Origin of the sequence: Streptomyces sp. NBC_00224 (assembly GCF_041435195.1) — a bacterium.
GTDB lineage: Bacteria > Actinomycetota > Actinomycetes > Streptomycetales > Streptomycetaceae > Streptomyces.
On the sequence record NZ_CP108106.1, the window covers coordinates 667986 to 685067 of the forward strand.

Consider the following 17082-nt stretch of genomic DNA (forward strand, 5'->3'; position numbering starts at 1 on the left):
CAGCGCACCCGGACCGGGCAAAGCCCAGCGTTGGCATCCTCCTGTGACTCAGCGGGCTCCCAAGTCCTCAGGAGGTCGTTCGATGGCCTCGGAGCGGAGTTGCTGAGCGAGGCCCCCGTCGAAGAGGTAGGTCGCGCCGTTCGCGAAGTCGAAGACCGGTGTCGCCAGCACCGCGACGGCGTGGACCACCTCGGCGAGGGTCGCGTAGCGCTGTAGGGGGACGTCGCGGACGAGGGCGTCGAGGTGTACCCCGTCGGCAGAGGTGGTCGAGGAGTCATCGATCGGCCCGATCGCGATGGCCCGCGTCGAAATGCGGAGCGGGCCGTACTCCAGGGCGAAACTGCGGGTGAGGCTTTCGGTGGCGGCTTTGGCCGCGTCGTAGCCGGCCTTGTAGCGGTGTGCCCTGGTGCCGCCGACCGAGCCGAGGACGAGCATGGCGCCCGGTACGCGGTGGGCTGCCGCGGCCTCCGCGACCGTACGCAGGACCGCGTAGGTGGTCACCAGGTTGTCCTCGATCGCCGCGCGAAAGGCCGCTACGTCGTTGGCGGCGATCCGCGCGAGGTGGGGTACCCGTCCAGCAGCGTGGAAGAGCTCCACGCGTTCGGCTCCGTCGAGGAACTCGTCGACCAGTTGCGTGAAGCGTTCCGTGCGGCAGTCGACGGCGTGCCATCCCCGCACCGTGCCGGTAGGGGGCCCGGCCGGTTCGGAGTCGATGAGGAGAAGGCGTCCCTGCTGGGCGGCGAGGTGTGCGGCGAGCGGGCGGCCGATGAAACCGGCCGCTCCTACGACGATGCGGTGAACCATCTAGGCCGCCAGGATTCGGTGGTAGAAGTCGTCCAGGGCGCCCGCCGCCTCGTCCCACTGCGGCAGGGTCAGTGCTCCCGGCCCGCTCACCATCCGTTGCCCCTCCGGCGGGACGGTCAGGGCCTCCTGCCAGCGCAACACGGCCACATCGTCGTCCCACGGCTCGACGATCTGCCAATCGTCGAGCGCCGGCCCGTAGGCGTCCGATCCCACCGGTGGCGGTGACAGGATGCGGCGGCCTTGCTGCGCCGCGGCCACCAACACGCCGCTGGACCACACCCGTTGGTAGGGCAGCGCCACCCAGTCCACCTGCTCCAGCAGCCGCACGAACTCGGACCCGGGGTGGAAGCCCGGAAGGTAACGGACCCGGTCGTGGGCGGCCGCGATCTCGGTCAGGGCGTGGTGGGTGGCCGGGTCGTCCGGGTATCCAGCGATCAGGAGCAGTTGCTCCCCGGTGGCGTGCCGGACGAACGCCTGCGCGAAGGCGGCGGTCCGCTTGTAGGGGCGCAGTCGGCCGAAGCAGCCGATCGTCGCGCCGTACAGGGATCCCCCTCGGTCGGGGACAAGTTGGGGGTATCTGGGGTGGGGCAGGTGCAGCGCCGGGCCGGGCAGGCGGCTGCGGATCCGGCGTGCGGCCAACTCGTGCTCTTTGGTGAAGAAGTGGACGCCGTGCGTGAGCGAGTCGACCTCGTCAATGAACCCGGTATTGCCGTGTGTCCCCTCTTCATGAGGGGCGAGGTCGTGCACCGTCTGGACCAGACGCGCGCCCCTGGCCGCGAACTCCCGCAGGAGGGCGATCGCCTCGGCGTCGCCGAGCAACCTGGCCAGCATTTCCGGCCAGTGCAGGTGCACGATGTCCGGCACCGCACCGACCAGATGGGAGAGGTCTCCGGGGGCGAACCCTGGTTCGTCGCGGCACAGACCCGGGCGCAGCACCACGGCCCCTTGGGCTGCGAGGTGGCTCTCCTGGAGTGCGACGTAGTCGTTCCAACCGCAGGTCTCGGGTATCTGGAGCACGCGGAGTCCGGTCACCGCACAGCCGCCCTCTGAAATCCCTCCAGGGGGCAGCGGTCCCTGGGTGCGGGGAGGGCTGGGGGTGACGGCGCCGTACGGGTCATGAATCCTCCGCCGTGTGATGGCAGTGCACTTGACGTGTCCGTGATGAATGTTCACAGGTGAGGAGGCAGGTAGCACCCGGGATCCGGGAAGTGGCCGGATCCCGCCGACTCGGGCGCATGCCGAGTTCTGGACAGCCGATTTCGGAAGCCCGAACAAAACCCCTTGCCTAATGGTCAAGAAACGTTGACCATTGGGACCATGCCTACCGATGATCTTCCCGAGACGTTCCACGTCACCACTGACGAGCAGCTACGCGCCGTCTCCAACCTCACGCGTCACCGGATCATGGCCGTGCTCCGCTTCGAGCCCGCGACGATTACTCAGATCGCCCAGCGAGTGGGCCTGGCGAAAGGGAGTTCCAGCTACCACGTACGGCTGCTGGAGCGGGCCGGCCTGGTGAAGGTGGTACGGACGCGGAAGGTGCGGGGGGTCACCGAGCGGTACTACGCGATGGCCGCGCGGTCGATCGAGCTGCCGGATCCGGGAGAGGGAGGCCCCGATGTGCTGATGCGGCATGCGGTGGCGGACCTGGAGGCAGCGCCGGCGGACGGCGAGCGGCACGTACGGATGGCGCATCTGCGGCTCACCGACGAGCAGTTCGCGCAGTTGGGGGCGCGGCTGCAGGCACTGGCGGACGAGTACCGGGAGCTGTCCGACCCCTCGCTGCCGGACGCGTCACTCGTCTTCGCACTGTTCCACCCCACATCGCCCGCGCAGGCCGAAGGAGACGCCAAGTGACTTCAGACGTTCGGAAGTTGCCGACCGGGTTCGGACGGCTGTGGACCGCTCAGACGGTGTCCTCGCTCGGTGACGGGGTGTCGCATGCCGCGCTGCCGCTGCTCGCGTTGACGTTGACCCGGGATCCGATGGCGCTCGCCGTCGTCACGGCCGCCGGAACGCTGCCGTGGCTGCTCTTCGGGGTGCTCGGCGGTGCGCTGGTGGACCGCTGGGACCGTCGGCGCACGATGTGGGTGGCGGACGCGGCGCGTGCGGTGCTGCTCGCGATACCGGCGGCAGCGGCCGCGCTCGACGTGCTGAGCATTCCACTGCTCGCGGCCGTCGCCTTCCTGCTCGGCATCGGCGGACTCTTCTTCGACACGGCCGCCACGGCCTATCTGCCGGATCTGCTCGGCCGCGACCCCGTACTCCTGGAGCGCGCCAACTCCCGCCTGCGCGGCGCCCAGACCGCCGCGTCCGGCTTCGCGGGGCCGCCTGCGGGCAGTGCCCTGCTCACGCTCGGGCGGGCGGTTCCGCTGCTCGCCGACGCGGTGTCGTTCGCGCTCTCCGCACTGCTCGTACGGTCGCTGCCCGCCGCACCCCGGCCCGTACCGCAGGCCCGTGAGTCGCTGCTGCGGCAGGCGCGGGCCGGCGCCTCCTACGTATTCCGGGATCGGTTGCTGCTCGGGCTCGCGCTGCGTCCGGCGGTCGGGAACATCGCCTTCATCGCCGTGGAGACCGTACTCGCCCTCTTCGCGCACGACCGCCTCGGCATCGACACCTTCGGCTTCGGCCTGCTCCTCACGGCGGAGGCCACCGGCGGTCTGCTCGGCGCGGGCATCGCCTCCTTCCTCGGCCGACGACTCGGCACCGGCACCGCGCTGACCTGCACGGCCGCAGTCGAGGGACTCGCCATCCTGGGCCTTGCCGCCGCCCCGAACCCGTACGTGGCCGGGCTCGCGCTCGCCGTCTGCGGAGCGGGCATGGGCGCCACGATGGTGCTCGCACCCTCCCTGCGGCAGTCGATCGTCCCCGCCCACCTGATGGGCCGGGTCGCCTCCACCTCCCGCATGCTCTCCATGTGCGCCGCCCCGTTCGGCGCCTTCCTCGGCGGCTGGCTGGCCACCACCTACGACGTACGCACCCCGCTCTACACCGCCGCCGGCCTCCTCCTCACCATGACCGCCGTCACGGCGACCATGACCAGCAACCGCCACGTCGAGGCGGCGCTGCGTGCCGCCGCCCCAGCCGATGATCCAGATCACCAGGAATCCAAGGATCCCGTTCAGGAGGGTGCCATTTAGGGCTCCGCGAGGTCGTTGAGCCAGTCCTGAGGGTCAGGCGAGCAGGCCCAGACCGCTGTACCACAGCGGTCCCGGGTTGATCCGGTCACCGTGGAGCTCCATCATCTGGTCGAAGAACTCCAGCGGGGTCGGCTCCTCGGCGAGGAGCCGGATCGTGTCGCGCAGGTACTGGCGGGTCTCGTCAAGGATCTTCGGGTCGTCGGGCAGGTCCCTGTTCTTGTGGCCGGCGACCACATGGCGCGCGTTCAGTGCGGCGATCCGGTCGATTCCGTCGAGCCACGCCTGGAGACCGCCGTTGCCACCTTCGAGCATCATCTGGTGCACGCCGTTGTAGACAACGTCTCCGGCGACGACGAGGCCGATCGAGGGCACGTGGAGTACAGAGCTGTCGTCCGTGTCGGTGTGGCCGGTCTCAACCGCGCGCAGAACCTGGCCCTCCAGCCGGAAACCTTCGGCCGGCACGGGGACGGCGAGGACGGGGGTGTTCTCCGGGACCTGGGGGAAGGACTTCGCGAACCCCTCCTCTTTACCCTTGAGTTGTTCGCACATCTGCCGGATGGTGCCCTCGGTGGCGTACACGATGGTGTCGGCGCCCTCGAACTGCTCCAACAGCGTCGCGGTTCCGAACCAGTGGTCGGGATGGCCGTGGGTGATGTACACGAACGCGAGCCGCTTGCCGGAGCGCGCCACGCCCTCAACGACCTGCGCGATCTGGCTGTGGGTCAGTGGCGGGTCCACCAGGACCGCGTCTCGCTCCCCGTAGATCAGGGTGGACGAAATCGGCGAGGAGACGATCTCGTCTCCGTTCGGCAGCCGCAGATCGATCTTCCTGGGAACGCCGTCCGAGACGAGGACCTCGTAGGACAAAGCAACGGGTTCGGGCATTTCGATGCTTCTCTCATGGCTGGGTGCATCCCCCGGACCACTCTCGCGCATCGGGCGGTGCAATGCCCGGCGAGTACACGCCCGGGCGCACTACGTAGGTGGCCAACCAAGAATCGTGATGGCCATCTATCGGTCGTCGTGTGACTGAGCGCGCTACCTGACCAGGTAGCGCGCTCAGCTCGGCGGATACCGCAGGTCGACGCTCGGCGTCGATTCCTGGTTGGCCACCGCGTCGACCGACAGCTGGCCACTCGGGACACGGCATCGCCGCCGCGAGCGGAGGCCATGAGCCCCTGGCGCTGCCGACCTCACCTCATGGCAGCCGACGCGACGCCCTGACTTGAGGTACGGCCGGGGCGTCGCGCGGTCACCTGCTTGGGGCGACACCCCGTCAGTGTTCGTCCATCCTCTTGTTCTTCATGTCTTCGACGGAGGCCAACTGCTCCTTGGCCTGCTTCCGGCGCCGCCTCAGCTGCCCTTCATCGACAGCGTTCCCCACCTTGACCTTGGACGACCGGTGAGCCGGGCGTTCGTCCATGCTCATGTTCTTCATGTCCTCGGCGGAGGCCAACTCCCGCTTGATGCTCTCTCGACTCTGCTTCGGTTGCCCCTCGTGGGCGGAGCCAACCGCTTTGACCTTGGTCGAGCCGTCGGCCGACGGGGCGTGCATCTTCTTCTTTCCCATGCCTTTGTGTGTCACAGCGATCACTCCTGGTGAGTATTGAAGGGCTTCGATCAGCCTGGCATGGCAGGACACAGGTCGCATTTGCTCACGATGCAGGCACCAGTCGCTCGGTCTCTGGCAACCAGCGGCTGCCTCGACAATCGAACGTACGATCTACTGGAGACATGGGCCGGTACGCCCTCCCCCACGATCTCCTGATGGCCCAGACGGCCTGGTACGCCGTCTACGGGCAGCTCGCCACCACGGCGGAGGGCGGGGCCGCGCAGCGTCGCCAGTTGCTGGAGCTGTCGCGGCGCATCACCGCGCACCCGTTCTGGCAGACCCCGGCGGGAACCCCCGCAGCCCGGGTCGCCCTCAAGGAGCTGCCCCGCACGCAGGTGCGACGGTGACGCTCACCGACGAGGACACCCCCACGGTCGCGGCGAGCTCGCGGCCCGTGGGCGCCTCCGTGTTTCCGTGTTGGAGTTCAGTGCGGGTGGTCCGGCAGTTGAGGGTGAGTGGTCCGTACCCGGCACGGCTCGGAACCGGTATACCGAGTGGATCGGGCCGCACAGCCCGGGCAGTTGTCGGGTATGGGAGCAGGCGCGAGCACGTACCCCTGCGTCAAGGCGGGGGCTTCTGTGGGATGCCGCTGAAGGGGACGAGCGGCGCGGGGGCCTCGTATGCGCCGTAGGACTCCTTTCAAGCGTGTTGCGGATTCCTGTCTCAGCCGTGTCCGCGCGTATCGGGGCCTTGTCCTTCCCGTGAAGAGGCGGGCGGCAAATCCGGCATGAGCAGCCGAACCCCCTTTTGTGTCACGTGACATGTGCGCGGCGGCCTGAGAGTGTCCCTGCCCATCAAGGCAGTTCCTCCTTGAACCGTTGGGCGGCGATCCCGCCCAACTCCCCATGACTCTCTGGAGAATCCCCATGTCCTCGCTCTCCCCCACCGGCGGCAGGGCGCGCCGTCTCGCCCTCACGTCCGGCGCCGCCGTCCTCACCGGTGCCCTGCTCGCCGCCGGTGCCGCCACCGCATCAGCGGGTGCCGCTCCGGCGCAGCACGACGGCACCTCCGTCGCGGCCACCGCCCAGGCGCTCGGCCTCGGTGCCAAGGAGGAGCTGGTCGTCAAGGACGTCATCAAGGACGCCGACGGCACGGTCCACACCCGCTACGAGCGCACCTACGCCGGTCTTCCGGTCTTCGGCGGCGACCTCATCGTCCACCGTGCCGCCGACGGCTCCGTCAAGGACGTCACCAAGGCCGTCAAGACCGCCATCAAGGTCGCCTCGCTCACCCCGAAGCAGACCCCGACCGCTGCCACGTCCGCTGCGGTCAAGGCCGCCACGGCCGCGAAGACCACGGGTGCCGCCACCGGCGACGCCCCCCGCAAGGTCATCTGGGCCGCCGACGGCAAGCCCGTCCTCGCCTACGAGACCGTCGTCACCGGCACCCAGCACGACGGCGTCACCCCGAGCAGACTGCGCGTCATCACCGACGCCAACACGGGCAAGAAGCTGTACGAGATCCAGCTGATCAACGACATAGCCGACGGCATCACCACCAAGGGCGGCTCCGCCGCCGCCACGCCGGGCGGCTCCCAGGTCGGCGCCGTCGGCACCGGCGCAAGCCAGTACAGCGGTACCGTCAGCCTCAACACCACCAAGGCATCGACGGGTTACTCCCTTGTCGACAGCGTGCGCGGCGGCTCCAGCACCGTCGACCTCAAGCACAAGACGAGCGGCAAGGGCACCGTCTTCACCGACGCGGACAACAAGTGGGGCACCGGCAGCCCCGCCAACAACCAGACCGCCGCCGTGGACGCCGCCTACGGTGCCGCCCAGACCTGGGACTTCTACAAGAACGTCCTGCACCGCAACGGCATCAAGGACGACGGCCGGGCCCCGGTCTCCCGCGTCCACTACGGCAACGCCTACCAGAACGCCTTCTGGGACGACCAGTCCTTCACCATCACCTACGGTGACGGCGCGAGCAACCAGCACCCGCTGACCCAGCTCGACGTGGCCGGCCACGAGTTCAGCCACGGCGTCACCTCCGCCACCGCGAACCTGCAGTACTCCGGCGAGTCCGGTGGCCTGAACGAGGCGACCTCCGACATCTTCGGCACCGCGGTGGAGTGGAACGCGAACAACGCCCAGGACAAGGGCGACTACCTGCTCGGCGAGAAGATCGACATCTTCGGCAACGGCAAGCCGCTGCGCTACCAGGACAAGCCGAGCAAGGACGGCCGCGGCTCCGCCGACTACTGGAGCGCCGGCGTCGGCAACCTCGACGTGCACTACTCCTCGGGTGTCGCCAACCACTTCTTCTACCTGCTGTCCGAGGGCAGCGGCGCGAAGGACATCAACGGTGTGCACTACGACAGCCCGACGGTGGACAGCTCCACTGTCACCGGCATCGGCCGCGACAAGGCGGTGCAGATCTGGTACAAGGCGCTGACCACGTACTTCACGTCCACCACCGACTACCACGGTGCCCGTCAGGGCACCTTGAAGGCAGCCACCGACCTCTACGGCGCGAACAGTGCCGAGGTCAAGGCCGTGGACGCCGCCTGGGCCGGGGTGAACGTCAAGGCCTGACCCCTGAACCACGCAGCGCCGCACCGGTGTGGAACCGGTGCGGCGCTGCCGCGATACCGCCGGGTTGAGGTGTGTCCCGCGGGCTACTTTCGTAGCCCCCGGGACACGAACAGACGGCTGCGGGCGCCCAGTTCGGGGTGCAGCAGCCCATCCAGTCAACACGCCTGACGATTCACGAGAGGCGCTCCGCCCCTGTGGGCACGCGCGTTCAGGAGGTGGCCGCGTTGCGCCACACCGTGAGGTCCACGCCGACGAACTGGCTCGGTGACTCCTTGGGTGCGAAGCCGCGCACGGTGACCAGGCCGTAGTGCCCGGAGCCGGTCTTCACGCAGATCCGGGAGCCCTTGCCGAGCTTGTCCTTCGTGATGGACGTGGCGTAACGGGTGTTGGCCCGGCAGCCGGCCAAGGAACCCGGCTCGCCGGAGTCAAGCAGAGCCATGGTGTTCTTGGACTGGTTGGTGGCGAGGGCGTCACCGTTGACCATGTCGGCCGCGTAGCCGAAGTCGCCGTCGTAGAACACGTCCAGCTTCTGCGGCTGGGGCGGCTCGTCGGCGAACTTCACGGAGTAGCCGATGGGAATGCTGATGTTGTTGTACACGGCTGCCTTCGGTGCCGCCGGGGCCTTGCTGTTTCCGCTGCCGGCGCCCGCTCCCGAAGCCGCGGCGCCGGGCTGCGACGACGAACTGTCCTTCTTGGCGTCCTTCTTGCTGTCCTGACCGCCGTCCGAGTCGCTGCCGGTGATCTGCCCCACCAGGTACGCGCCGACGCCGATGAGCGCAGCGGCGACCGCTCCCGCGACGACCAGTGCGGCACGGTTCCGCTTGCGGGACGGCTGCGGCGGCACCGCCCCCGCCGGATGACCCGCGACGGTCCCCGCCACGGGAGCGTGAACCGACTGCGGCTGTACGGGGTGCGGATACGCGGGCTGGGTCGGCGGGTACACAGGCGGCGGCGTGTGCGGGGCGGCCTGCGTCGGGGGGTGCGCCGGCGGTGCGGCCGTGGCCGCCTGCGTCGGCGGGTGTGCCGGCTGCGGCGGCGGGGTCGGTGCGGCCGCCTGGGTGAGATCGGCCGCGTACGAGGAGGGCAGCCAGCCGTCCGGGCGGCGCAGCGCCGGGTCCTGGGACGCCCGGCCGCACATCTCGATGATGCGGGCGGGGGACGGCCGGTGCGCCGGGTCCTTGCTGAGGCAGCCGGTGACGATCTCCCGCAGCTCGTCCGGCAGGCGCGACAGATCCGGGTCCTCGTGCACGATCCGGTAGAGGACCGCGTGCGAGGACCCGTCGCCGAAGGCCGCGGCACCTGTCGCGGCGAAGACCGCGATCTGGCCGAGCGCGAAGACATCGGTCGCCGCCGTGCAGCTCGTCCCGGCCGCCTGCTCGGGCGACATGAAGGACGGGGTCCCGACGCTGACGCCCGTACCGGTGAGCGCGGTGGCGTCCGCGGCCCTGGCGATGCCGAAGTCGATGACGCGCGGCCCGTCGACCGCGAGCAGCACATTGGACGGCTTGAGGTCGCGGTGAACGATGCCCGCCTGGTGAATGACCTGAAGCGCCTCGGCGATCCCGGCCACGAGCAGCAGAACGGTCGCCACCGGCATCGCGCCGTGCGCGGCGACGGCCGCGTGCAGGGAGGGCCCCTGGACGTACGCCGTGGCCAGCCACGGGTGCGGGCCGTCGGTGTCGCTGTCGATCACGGGCGCGGTGTAGAGGCCCTGCACGCGCTGCGCGGCCCGTACCTCCTGCTGGAACCGGCGACGGAAGTCGGGGTCTTCGGCGAACTCGGGGCGGATCACCTTGATCGCGACGGGCCGCCCGCCGGGCGTGTAGGAGAGGTACACCTTGCCCATGCCACCGGCACCGAGCCGAGCACTGAGCAGATATCCGGCCACCGAGCGAGGGTCGTCCTCGGCCAGCGGCTGGAAGACTCCCAGATCCGCTGCCGAACCGTCCGCTCCGCTCACACGGACCGATTGATGCTGTTGATCCGTCACAATTTGCCCCCGCATGTCCCTTTACTCGGCGCTTACGGCGCCGAGCCTATCGAAGCCCGCGGTGGCCGCGCGCCTCGGCAGCGCCCTGCCGCCGCCTCGCGCGCGGTCGCGCCAGTCAGGCGGGCCGCGCCGAACACGCCGGTCTTCGGCGGCTGCAAGGAAGACAAGCAGGCTGAGCAGACCAGGACCTGGCGGCGCCGCAACTCGGCAGCGCCGCCAGGACTTGATCAGCAGGCGCCTGCACGCGACGCGGGAACCTGTTCCTGGGATCGGCCTCTGGCCTGCATGAAGTGGGAAAAGGTTGCTGTGCGGCTGAGGGGCCAGAAAGGCCCCGGCTTACCGCCGCTGCGACCTGGCCGCAGAACCGGCGCCCCGAAGCGGTTGTGGCCGACGACCACGGCGTGGTCGCCGTCGACGACGGTCGTGGCGACTACGTATTCGTCGGCGGGAGCGAGGTGCTGGCCGAAGGAGGCGAAGAACGCGGCGATGTCGTCACGGGTACTGGCCGAAGCAGTGATGGCGCTCAGGGTGGGTCAGGAGGCGACGGAGAGGACGATCTTGCCGGTGGTGCGGCCGGTCTCACCCAGCGTGTGGGCCCGGGCGGCTTCTTCGAGCGGGAAGACCTCGTCGGCGATCACACGCAGGCGGCCGTCCTCGACCAGGGAGGTGATCTCGCGCAACCCCGCATGGTCGGGCTCGACGAGCATGAACACCGCCCGCACTCCGGCCGCTTCGGCCTCCTTGGCGGGGAAGGTGTCGTTCAGCGGCAGGATCGAGATCAGCGTGCCACCCGGCCGCAGCGTTTGCAGAGACCGGGCCCAGTTGGGGCCGCCGAGGGCGTCCAGGACGACATCGACGTCACGGAGGGTCTCGGTGAAGTCCTGGGTACGGTAGTCGATCAGCTCGTCGGCGCCCAGCGAGCGCAGCAGTCCGTGCTTGGCGGCGCTGGCCGTGCCGATGACGTACGCACCGCGGACCTTGGCGATCTGCACGGCCAGGTGGCCGACGCCTCCGGCGGCCGCGTGGATCAGGACACGCTGGCCGGGCTGGACGTTCGCGGTGTCCACCAGGGCCTGCCAGGCGGTCAGCGAGGCCAGCGGCAGGGCACCGGCCTGGATGTGGGTGAGGCCCTTGGGGCGCGGGGCGAAGTGCCGGGCCGGGGCGGCGACATACTCGGCATAGGCACCGGGTGGGTGCGGGAAGCGCGGCATCCCGAACACCTCGTCGCCCGCCTGGAAGAGTGTCACCCCGTCACCGACCACCTCGACCACCCCGGCGACGTCGAAGCCGAGCGTGAACGGCGGCCTGGCGCCATTGGCGAACACACCCCGCTCACGGGTCTTCCAGTCGGCTGGGTTCACGCCCGCCGCGTGCACCCGGACCAGGATCTCGCCCCGGCCCGGGACCGGGCGCCGCGTCTCGACGACCTTGAGGACGTCCGGAGCTCCGGCGGCGTCCTGGGAGATGGCGCGCATGGTCGCGGGGTTCGTGGCCTGGGCCATGATGGCGTGCTCTTTTCAGCAGGGGTTGCTTGTGGTTTGTGCCAGTTCTCTTGGGCACGTCCCCAGACTGCCCGGGCGGACAGCCCCCCAGTAGTGGCCCGATGGTCAAGGAATGAAAGGATCGGGTCATGCACCACGTTGGCGTTCTGGCCCTGGATGGCGTGGTCCCTTTCGAGCTCGGTATCCCCGCGCGAATCTTCGGCGCCGCCCGCGACGGCACGGGCAACCGGCTCTACTCCGTGACCACGTGCAGCTTGGACGGCCGGCCCGTCCGCGCCGAGGCCGACTACCAGCTCACCGTCTCCCACGACGCCTCCCTGCTGGCCACCGTCGACACCGTCGTCATCCCGCCCTCCCACGCGCTGGGCCCCATCCGCGAGGAGGGCCGCCTGCCCGACGCCCTGCGCGAGGCCCTGGCTGCCATCCGCCCAGGAACCCGGATCGTGGCGATCTGCACCGGCACCTATGTGCTGGCCGCCGCGGGACTGCTCGACGGCCGCCCCGCCACCACACACTGGCGCGAAGCCGACCGCCTGCAGCGCATGTTCACCACCGCGCGCATCAACCCCGACGTCCTCTTCGTCGACGACGGCGAAATCCTCACCTCCGCCGGGGTAGCCGCCGGCATCGACCTGTGCCTGCACATCGTCCGCCGCGACCACGGCAGCGACATCGCCAACGAGGTCGCCCGCTCCTGCGTCGTACCGCCCTGGCGCGACGGCGGCCAGGCCCAGTACATCCGGCGCCCCGTCCCCGACCCCACTGCCCCCGGCACCGCCCGCACACAGGCATGGGTCATGGAACGCCTCTCCGAACCCGTCACCTTGGCCGACATGGCCGCCCACGCAGGTGTCAGCGTGCGTACTTTCACCCGCCGCTTCCGCGACGAGGTCGGCACCAGCCCCGGCCAGTGGCTCATCCGCCAGCGCGTCGACCTGGCCCGGCACCTGCTGGAGGCCACTGACTGGCCGGTCGACCTGGTCGCCGACCGCGCCGGATTCGGTACCGGTGTCTCCCTGCGCCAGCATCTTCATGCCGCCATCGGAGTCACACCCCAGGCATACCGCCGCACCTTCCGCCCCACGCTCGCCGACGGTTCAGCCCAGTAGCAGCGGGCAACTCACCGTTCCGCCGGGCTTACGGCACGTTTCCGGCGTATTCCGGCTGCCCTCCCCCAATGACCTGAGGCCCCCTGACCAGAACCGAGGAGCCCCTCGCCGGATCCTGGCGACTGGCGCGGACAGGGGCGGCAGAGCGCGCTCTGATCGGGTGAGCTCTGTCGCCTGAAAGCCCAAAGTGCCAGCAGGTCAGCGGATATGGGACGGGATGTCAGGCACCGCAACGGGACGGAGCACCGTGAGGGATTCTTCCTGGCGGGCCATCATCGCGAAGGGGAACCTGTCGATTTCCAGGCAGAGATCGACGTCGTCTGGGTGGTATCCGCTCCGCAGCCCACCGGCGAGGTCTGCCGCGGCACGAGAAGTCCTCGCGCGGTGGAGATACGGGGCCGCCTCGACATCGTCTCCCGTCATACATTGACCAATGTATTCAGCGCAGGCCAGGTCCTCGTCGGCCTGGCCTGCCTCGCCGGTGACAACGAACGTCACCGGACCGGCATCCTTGGCCTGCAGGAACCGCGCGGTCGGGCCGGCCACCACGAAGCTCGCGCACAAGACCAGCGGCGCGTTCGCGACGGCCAGCGCGCCCACGGTTCCCGCCGTCGTCTTCTGCACCAGCGTGCGCCCAGCGAAATCGCAGGACCTGAGCAAGCCAGGTGAGTTCACCGCGTCGAAGCCCGCTGCCGCAGCTCCGTCCTTCAAAGCCAGCCAACCCGAGTGGCTCTCCTTCAAGGCAAGCGCCTCACCCTCCGTCGAGGCCAGGACGATCCTCTCCACGCCACGCGAGAAGGCCCAGGCAGCCACAGTGAAGGCACGCATGACGTCGATGACGACCGCAACACGGGGAACGCCGGTCAACTCCGGTATGCCAACGAAGTGATGATCCATCGCACCATTCTGACGCCCCTGGATCATCCGCAGGGCACGATTGATCCGGCTGCCGTCGGGATGACGGTCAGCGAAGCGGTTCTGGCGGGATCACAGACAGGTGATCAACGGGTTGCTTCTACGTCTGCACGACACCGGCAAGACGTGCCGGAAAGGCAGCCACAAGGACATGCGTGACGTTCGACGGATCCCGAGGCAGCTCCATGACATGAGGACGCGGGTGGTAGGCCGAGAGCTGAGCGGGACCGGCCGCGCCCGGTACGGCAGCAAGGCCCGGACCGCGCGTCGCGGTCCGGGCCCTGCCCCGTGCGGTGCCGCCCTGCGGCGGCGGTGCGTCAGCTCTGTGCGGTGTCGTCGCCCGCCTGCCCGGCGCCCTCAGCTGTGCCTGTCTTCTCGCGCATCTTGCGCACCAGCTCCGCCTTCTGGTCGGCGGCGCTCTGGCGGTCGAGGTTGCGGTGCGGGCCGTTGTTCTGCCGTTCGGCGCGGGACTGCTTCTTGCGCTGGCCGCCGCCCTGGCCCACGGGGTTGTTGATGTTCTTGCTCACGGTCACGGGTTCTCCCGGTAATGATGTGGAGTGATCTACGGATTCATCGGTGGGGGACGGGCGGGCGGCGACGTCGAAAGACGTCAGCGGGGGCCCATCACGCTCTCACTCGTAAATCGGCGTTTGGAAGAACATGACAAAGACCTTACCCGGTTCCGTCGGCCCCGCGCACCAACCTTTTCGCCGCCCCGGCGTCGGCACAGCCTCGGCGGCTTCGCCCGCCTTGTCGGCGGCAAGCGCCGCCTCGCCGGATGGCGATCCGAAAGGCTGTGGTGTCGATCGAGCGGTCGAGCGCCTGTGCGGGTGCCCCGAAAAATTCGAGGGAGTTCGAGGTGGGGCCATGCCATGATCACACGATGGCCTTCTCATCCTCAGGACAGGTTGCGACCCCGGTACTGGACATCGCCTACGAGTACGCGGGCGAACCCGATGCCACGCCGGTGATCCTGCTCCATGGATTCCCCTACGACGTCAGGGCGTTCGACGACGTCGCCGCGGGCCTCGCCGACCAGGGCGCCTACGTGCTCGCACCGTATCTGCGCGGCTTCGGGCCGACCCGGTTCCGGGACGCTGCGACGGTCCGCTCCGGACAGCAGGCAGCGCTCGCCCAGGACCTGTTCGACTTCATGGACGCGCTGGGCATCGAGAGCGCCGTCCTCGCGGGGTACGACTGGGGCGGCCGGGCCGCGTGCATCGCCGCCGCCCTGCGTCCCGAGCGCGTCCGGGGCCTGGTCACGGTCGACGGCTACAACATCCAGGACCTCGCCCACGCCGGAGAACCCTCCGCCCCGGAATGGGAACGCACCTACTGGTACCAGTACTACTTCCATTCCGAGCGCGGGCGCCTCGGTCTGGAGCGCAACCGCGACGAACTGTGCGAGTTGCTCTGGCGCACCTGGTCGCCGACCTGGGCCGGTGCGGGCGCGGCCTTTGCCGCCAGCGCCGCGAGCCTGCACAATCCCGACTTCGTCGACGTGGTAATCCACTCCTACCGGCACCGCTTCGGCCTGGCCGAGGGCGATCCCCGCTACCAGGAACTCGAAGATCTCATCGCCGCCCAGCCGCCGATCTCCGTACCCACCGTCGTACTCGAAAGCGGCGACGACGGCGTAGGCGGTCCGAGCGCGGCACAGGACCGCGACTGCTTCACCGGACCGTACGAACACCGGCTCCTGCCGGGAGTGGGACACAACGTTCCGCAAGAAACCCCCGCAGCATTCACCGACGCCGTCGCCGGCCTGCTGACCCGCTAGCCGGGCCGCTTTCCTCCCGGCGCCGCGCGATCCGCCACACCCGCCCTCCTCCCCCGAGGCGCCCCCGTTCAGGTGCTCGGCACCGGGACCGGCCTGGCCAGCACCTGGTCCAAGACCTCGGTGAGGAACCGCGCCGGATCCGTCGCCGGCGCCGTGGCGCGCATCGCGACGATCCCGTCCGGACGGACGAGCAGCGCCCCTTCATCGGGGAGCCACGGGACCGCGACGCGATGCGCGGGGAGTCCGACGTCGGCCGCGGCGGTGAGCCAGCGGTCGTCGGCGACGCCCACCAGGAGGGTCCACCGGGACGCCACCAGGTCGAGCGTGGAAACCCCGTCGATCCACGCGTGGGGCACCCGGGAACCCGGCGATCCGTCCAGTGCCACCGCCAGGTCCACCGTGGAGGGGAGTTCCGGCCGGGGGTCGACGACGGCGGCCGAGTCGTACCGCTGGCCGAGGTGCACGACCGGCGCCGCCCACACCCCCGCCGCCGCCCTGGCGGCGTCCGCCTCGGGCCCGCGTCCCCAGTGCAGCTGCGGGTCGGCGAGCCTGCGCAGCGCCTGGTCCAGCGTCGCCGCGGCGACCGGTTCACGTTCGTGCGCGTAGGTGTCGAGCAGCCCGGCACCGGCCTCGCCGTGGTGGACGGCGGCCAGCTTCCACGCCAGGTTGTGCGCGTCGGCGACCCCGGTGTTGAGGCCGAACGCGCCCATGGGCGACACGGTGTGCGCGGCGTCGCCCACGAGGAACACGCGGCCGACGGCGAAGCTTTCGGCCGCCGCGCTCCGGGGCCGCCACGGGAGCACGCTGCGCACCTCGACGTCGAGGTCGGGATCGCCGACCGCCAGCCGGACGACCGAGGCGCAGCGCGCGTGCGTGAAGTCCTCGGGGCGTTCGCCGCCGTCGACGTCGCAGGGGACGTGGAAGACCCAGTTCGTCTCGCCGTCCACGGTGGCCAGCAGGCCGGGCGCCTGAGGCGTGGTGATCGTGCAGGTGGCGAAGGACATTCCCCGCAGGTGCGGTCGGAGGTCGGCGCGGAACAGGATGTTGATCCTCGACTTGCCCAGGTCGCCCGGCCCGGAGGTGCCCACGCCGAGCGCGGTCCGCACGGTGCTGTGCGTGCCGTCGGCAGCTACTACGCGCGCGCACCGCAGCGAGTAGCGGCCGTCGGGTCCCTCCAGTTCGACGTCGACCCCGTCGGCGTCCTGCGCGATGCCGACCAGGCGGGTGGACCAGCGCAGGTCCGCTCCGCGGCGTGCCAGGTCGGCTGCTACGACGGCGTCGAGCCGGTCCTGGGCGCAGACGCCGCGCAGTCTGAACGGCGTCACGTCCAGTTCGTCGGCGGACGGGGTCGGCATGGGCACGGTCACGACGTCGCCCGCGCCCATCTCGACGACGGTCCGGGCCACCGCCTTGCCCGCGGCGCCCCGGAGGTCGACCGCGACGGCGTCGACGGCGGTGTCGAGCCCGAGTTCGCGGAGGACCTCGACGGTGCGCGGTGCGATGCCGGTGGCACGTGGGTGCACCGACGGCCCGGACCGGCGTTCGACGAGCACCGCGGGGACGCCGTGGTGGGTGAGCAGCGCCGCGGTGAGCAGGCCGACGCTGCCGCCTCCGACCACGAGCACCGGTACATCTGGATACACTGTCTCCGTCATGGATACACCGTAGCCAGAAGGTAGGATGCAGGTCAACGAGG

At 69.9% G+C, this 17082-nt stretch carries 15 protein-coding genes; 6 read left to right on the top strand and 9 right to left on the bottom strand.

Annotation, left to right across the window (positions count from 1 at the left end):
- Positions 1 to 48: 48 nt before the first annotated feature.
- Entirely contained in the window at positions 49 to 804 is a 756-nt protein-coding gene (locus OG965_RS03165) for an SDR family NAD(P)-dependent oxidoreductase (RefSeq protein WP_371648867.1), read from the bottom strand.
- Positions 805 to 1836 carry a hypothetical protein gene (locus tag OG965_RS03170; RefSeq protein ID WP_371648869.1) on the bottom strand — a complete coding sequence of 344 codons (1032 nt, stop codon included), beginning with the start codon at positions 1834 to 1836 and terminating at the stop codon, positions 805 to 807. It lies immediately after the preceding gene.
- Positions 1837 to 2121: 285 nt separating this feature from the next.
- Here OG965_RS03170 and OG965_RS03175 point away from each other — a divergent pair, with 285 nt between their 5' ends.
- Together OG965_RS03175 and OG965_RS03180 are read left to right on the top strand one after the other, a co-directional pair.
- On the top strand, positions 2122 to 2661 hold the full coding sequence (locus tag OG965_RS03175) for an ArsR/SmtB family transcription factor (RefSeq protein ID WP_371648871.1): 540 nt from the start codon (positions 2122 to 2124) through the stop codon (positions 2659 to 2661).
- Positions 2658 to 3944, top strand: coding sequence for an MFS transporter (locus tag OG965_RS03180; RefSeq protein ID WP_371648873.1), 1287 nt, complete (start codon positions 2658 to 2660; stop codon positions 3942 to 3944). The genes OG965_RS03175 and OG965_RS03180 overlap by 4 nt, the downstream gene beginning before the upstream one ends.
- A gap of 33 nt (positions 3945 to 3977) precedes the next feature.
- Here the strand turns inward: OG965_RS03180 and OG965_RS03185 are convergent, their stop codons facing one another.
- Together OG965_RS03185 and OG965_RS03190 are read right to left on the bottom strand one after the other, a co-directional pair.
- The gene (locus tag OG965_RS03185; RefSeq protein WP_371648875.1) at positions 3978 to 4829 is read right to left on the bottom strand and encodes an MBL fold metallo-hydrolase; all 852 of its coding nucleotides are present in this window, start codon (positions 4827 to 4829) and stop codon (positions 3978 to 3980) included.
- Between the two features lie 391 nt (positions 4830 to 5220).
- Positions 5221 to 5514 (bottom strand): hypothetical protein, encoded by a 294-nt coding sequence (locus tag OG965_RS03190; protein WP_371648877.1) that lies wholly within the window; start codon positions 5512 to 5514, stop codon positions 5221 to 5223.
- Between the two features lie 164 nt (positions 5515 to 5678).
- Between OG965_RS03190 and OG965_RS03195 the strand changes: the two genes are divergently transcribed.
- Positions 5679 to 5903, top strand: a complete 225-nt coding sequence (locus tag OG965_RS03195; RefSeq protein WP_371648879.1) for a hypothetical protein — start codon at positions 5679 to 5681, stop codon at positions 5901 to 5903.
- Positions 5904 to 6422: 519 nt separating this feature from the next.
- A complete protein-coding gene (locus tag OG965_RS03200) occupies positions 6423 to 8090 on the top strand; it encodes a M4 family metallopeptidase (protein ID WP_371648881.1) in 1668 nt (555 codons plus the stop codon).
- Between the two features lie 208 nt (positions 8091 to 8298).
- On the opposite strand, the gene OG965_RS03205 is transcribed toward OG965_RS03200, so the two are convergent.
- Both OG965_RS03205 and OG965_RS03210 read right to left on the bottom strand, forming a co-directional pair.
- A complete protein-coding gene (locus tag OG965_RS03205; RefSeq protein ID WP_371648884.1) occupies positions 8299 to 10050 on the bottom strand; it encodes a serine/threonine-protein kinase in 1752 nt (583 codons plus the stop codon).
- 563 nt (positions 10051 to 10613) lie between these two features.
- Positions 10614 to 11582, bottom strand: a complete 969-nt coding sequence (locus OG965_RS03210; RefSeq protein ID WP_371648886.1) for an NADP-dependent oxidoreductase — start codon at positions 11580 to 11582, stop codon at positions 10614 to 10616.
- 128 nt (positions 11583 to 11710) lie between these two features.
- On the opposite strand from OG965_RS03210, the gene OG965_RS03215 reads away from it, so the two are divergent.
- Complete coding sequence (locus OG965_RS03215) at positions 11711 to 12691, top strand: GlxA family transcriptional regulator (protein WP_371648888.1); 981 nt, start codon at positions 11711 to 11713, stop codon at positions 12689 to 12691.
- 198 nt (positions 12692 to 12889) lie between these two features.
- On the opposite strand, the gene OG965_RS03220 is transcribed toward OG965_RS03215, so the two are convergent.
- Both OG965_RS03220 and OG965_RS03225 read right to left on the bottom strand, forming a co-directional pair.
- Positions 12890 to 13588, bottom strand: a complete 699-nt coding sequence (locus tag OG965_RS03220) for a 2-phosphosulfolactate phosphatase (RefSeq protein ID WP_371648890.1) — start codon at positions 13586 to 13588, stop codon at positions 12890 to 12892.
- A 335-nt stretch (positions 13589 to 13923) separates the two neighbouring features.
- On the bottom strand, positions 13924 to 14139 hold the full coding sequence (locus OG965_RS03225) for a DUF6243 family protein (RefSeq protein ID WP_371648892.1): 216 nt from the start codon (positions 14137 to 14139) through the stop codon (positions 13924 to 13926).
- A gap of 350 nt (positions 14140 to 14489) precedes the next feature.
- On the opposite strand from OG965_RS03225, the gene OG965_RS03230 reads away from it, so the two are divergent.
- A complete protein-coding gene (locus OG965_RS03230; RefSeq protein ID WP_371648894.1) occupies positions 14490 to 15386 on the top strand; it encodes an alpha/beta fold hydrolase in 897 nt (298 codons plus the stop codon).
- A 68-nt stretch (positions 15387 to 15454) separates the two neighbouring features.
- Here OG965_RS03230 and OG965_RS03235 read toward each other — a convergent pair whose 3' ends face one another.
- Positions 15455 to 17041 carry an FAD-dependent monooxygenase gene (locus tag OG965_RS03235; protein ID WP_371648896.1) on the bottom strand — a complete coding sequence of 529 codons (1587 nt, stop codon included), beginning with the start codon at positions 17039 to 17041 and terminating at the stop codon, positions 15455 to 15457.
- Positions 17042 to 17082 lie beyond the last annotated feature (41 nt).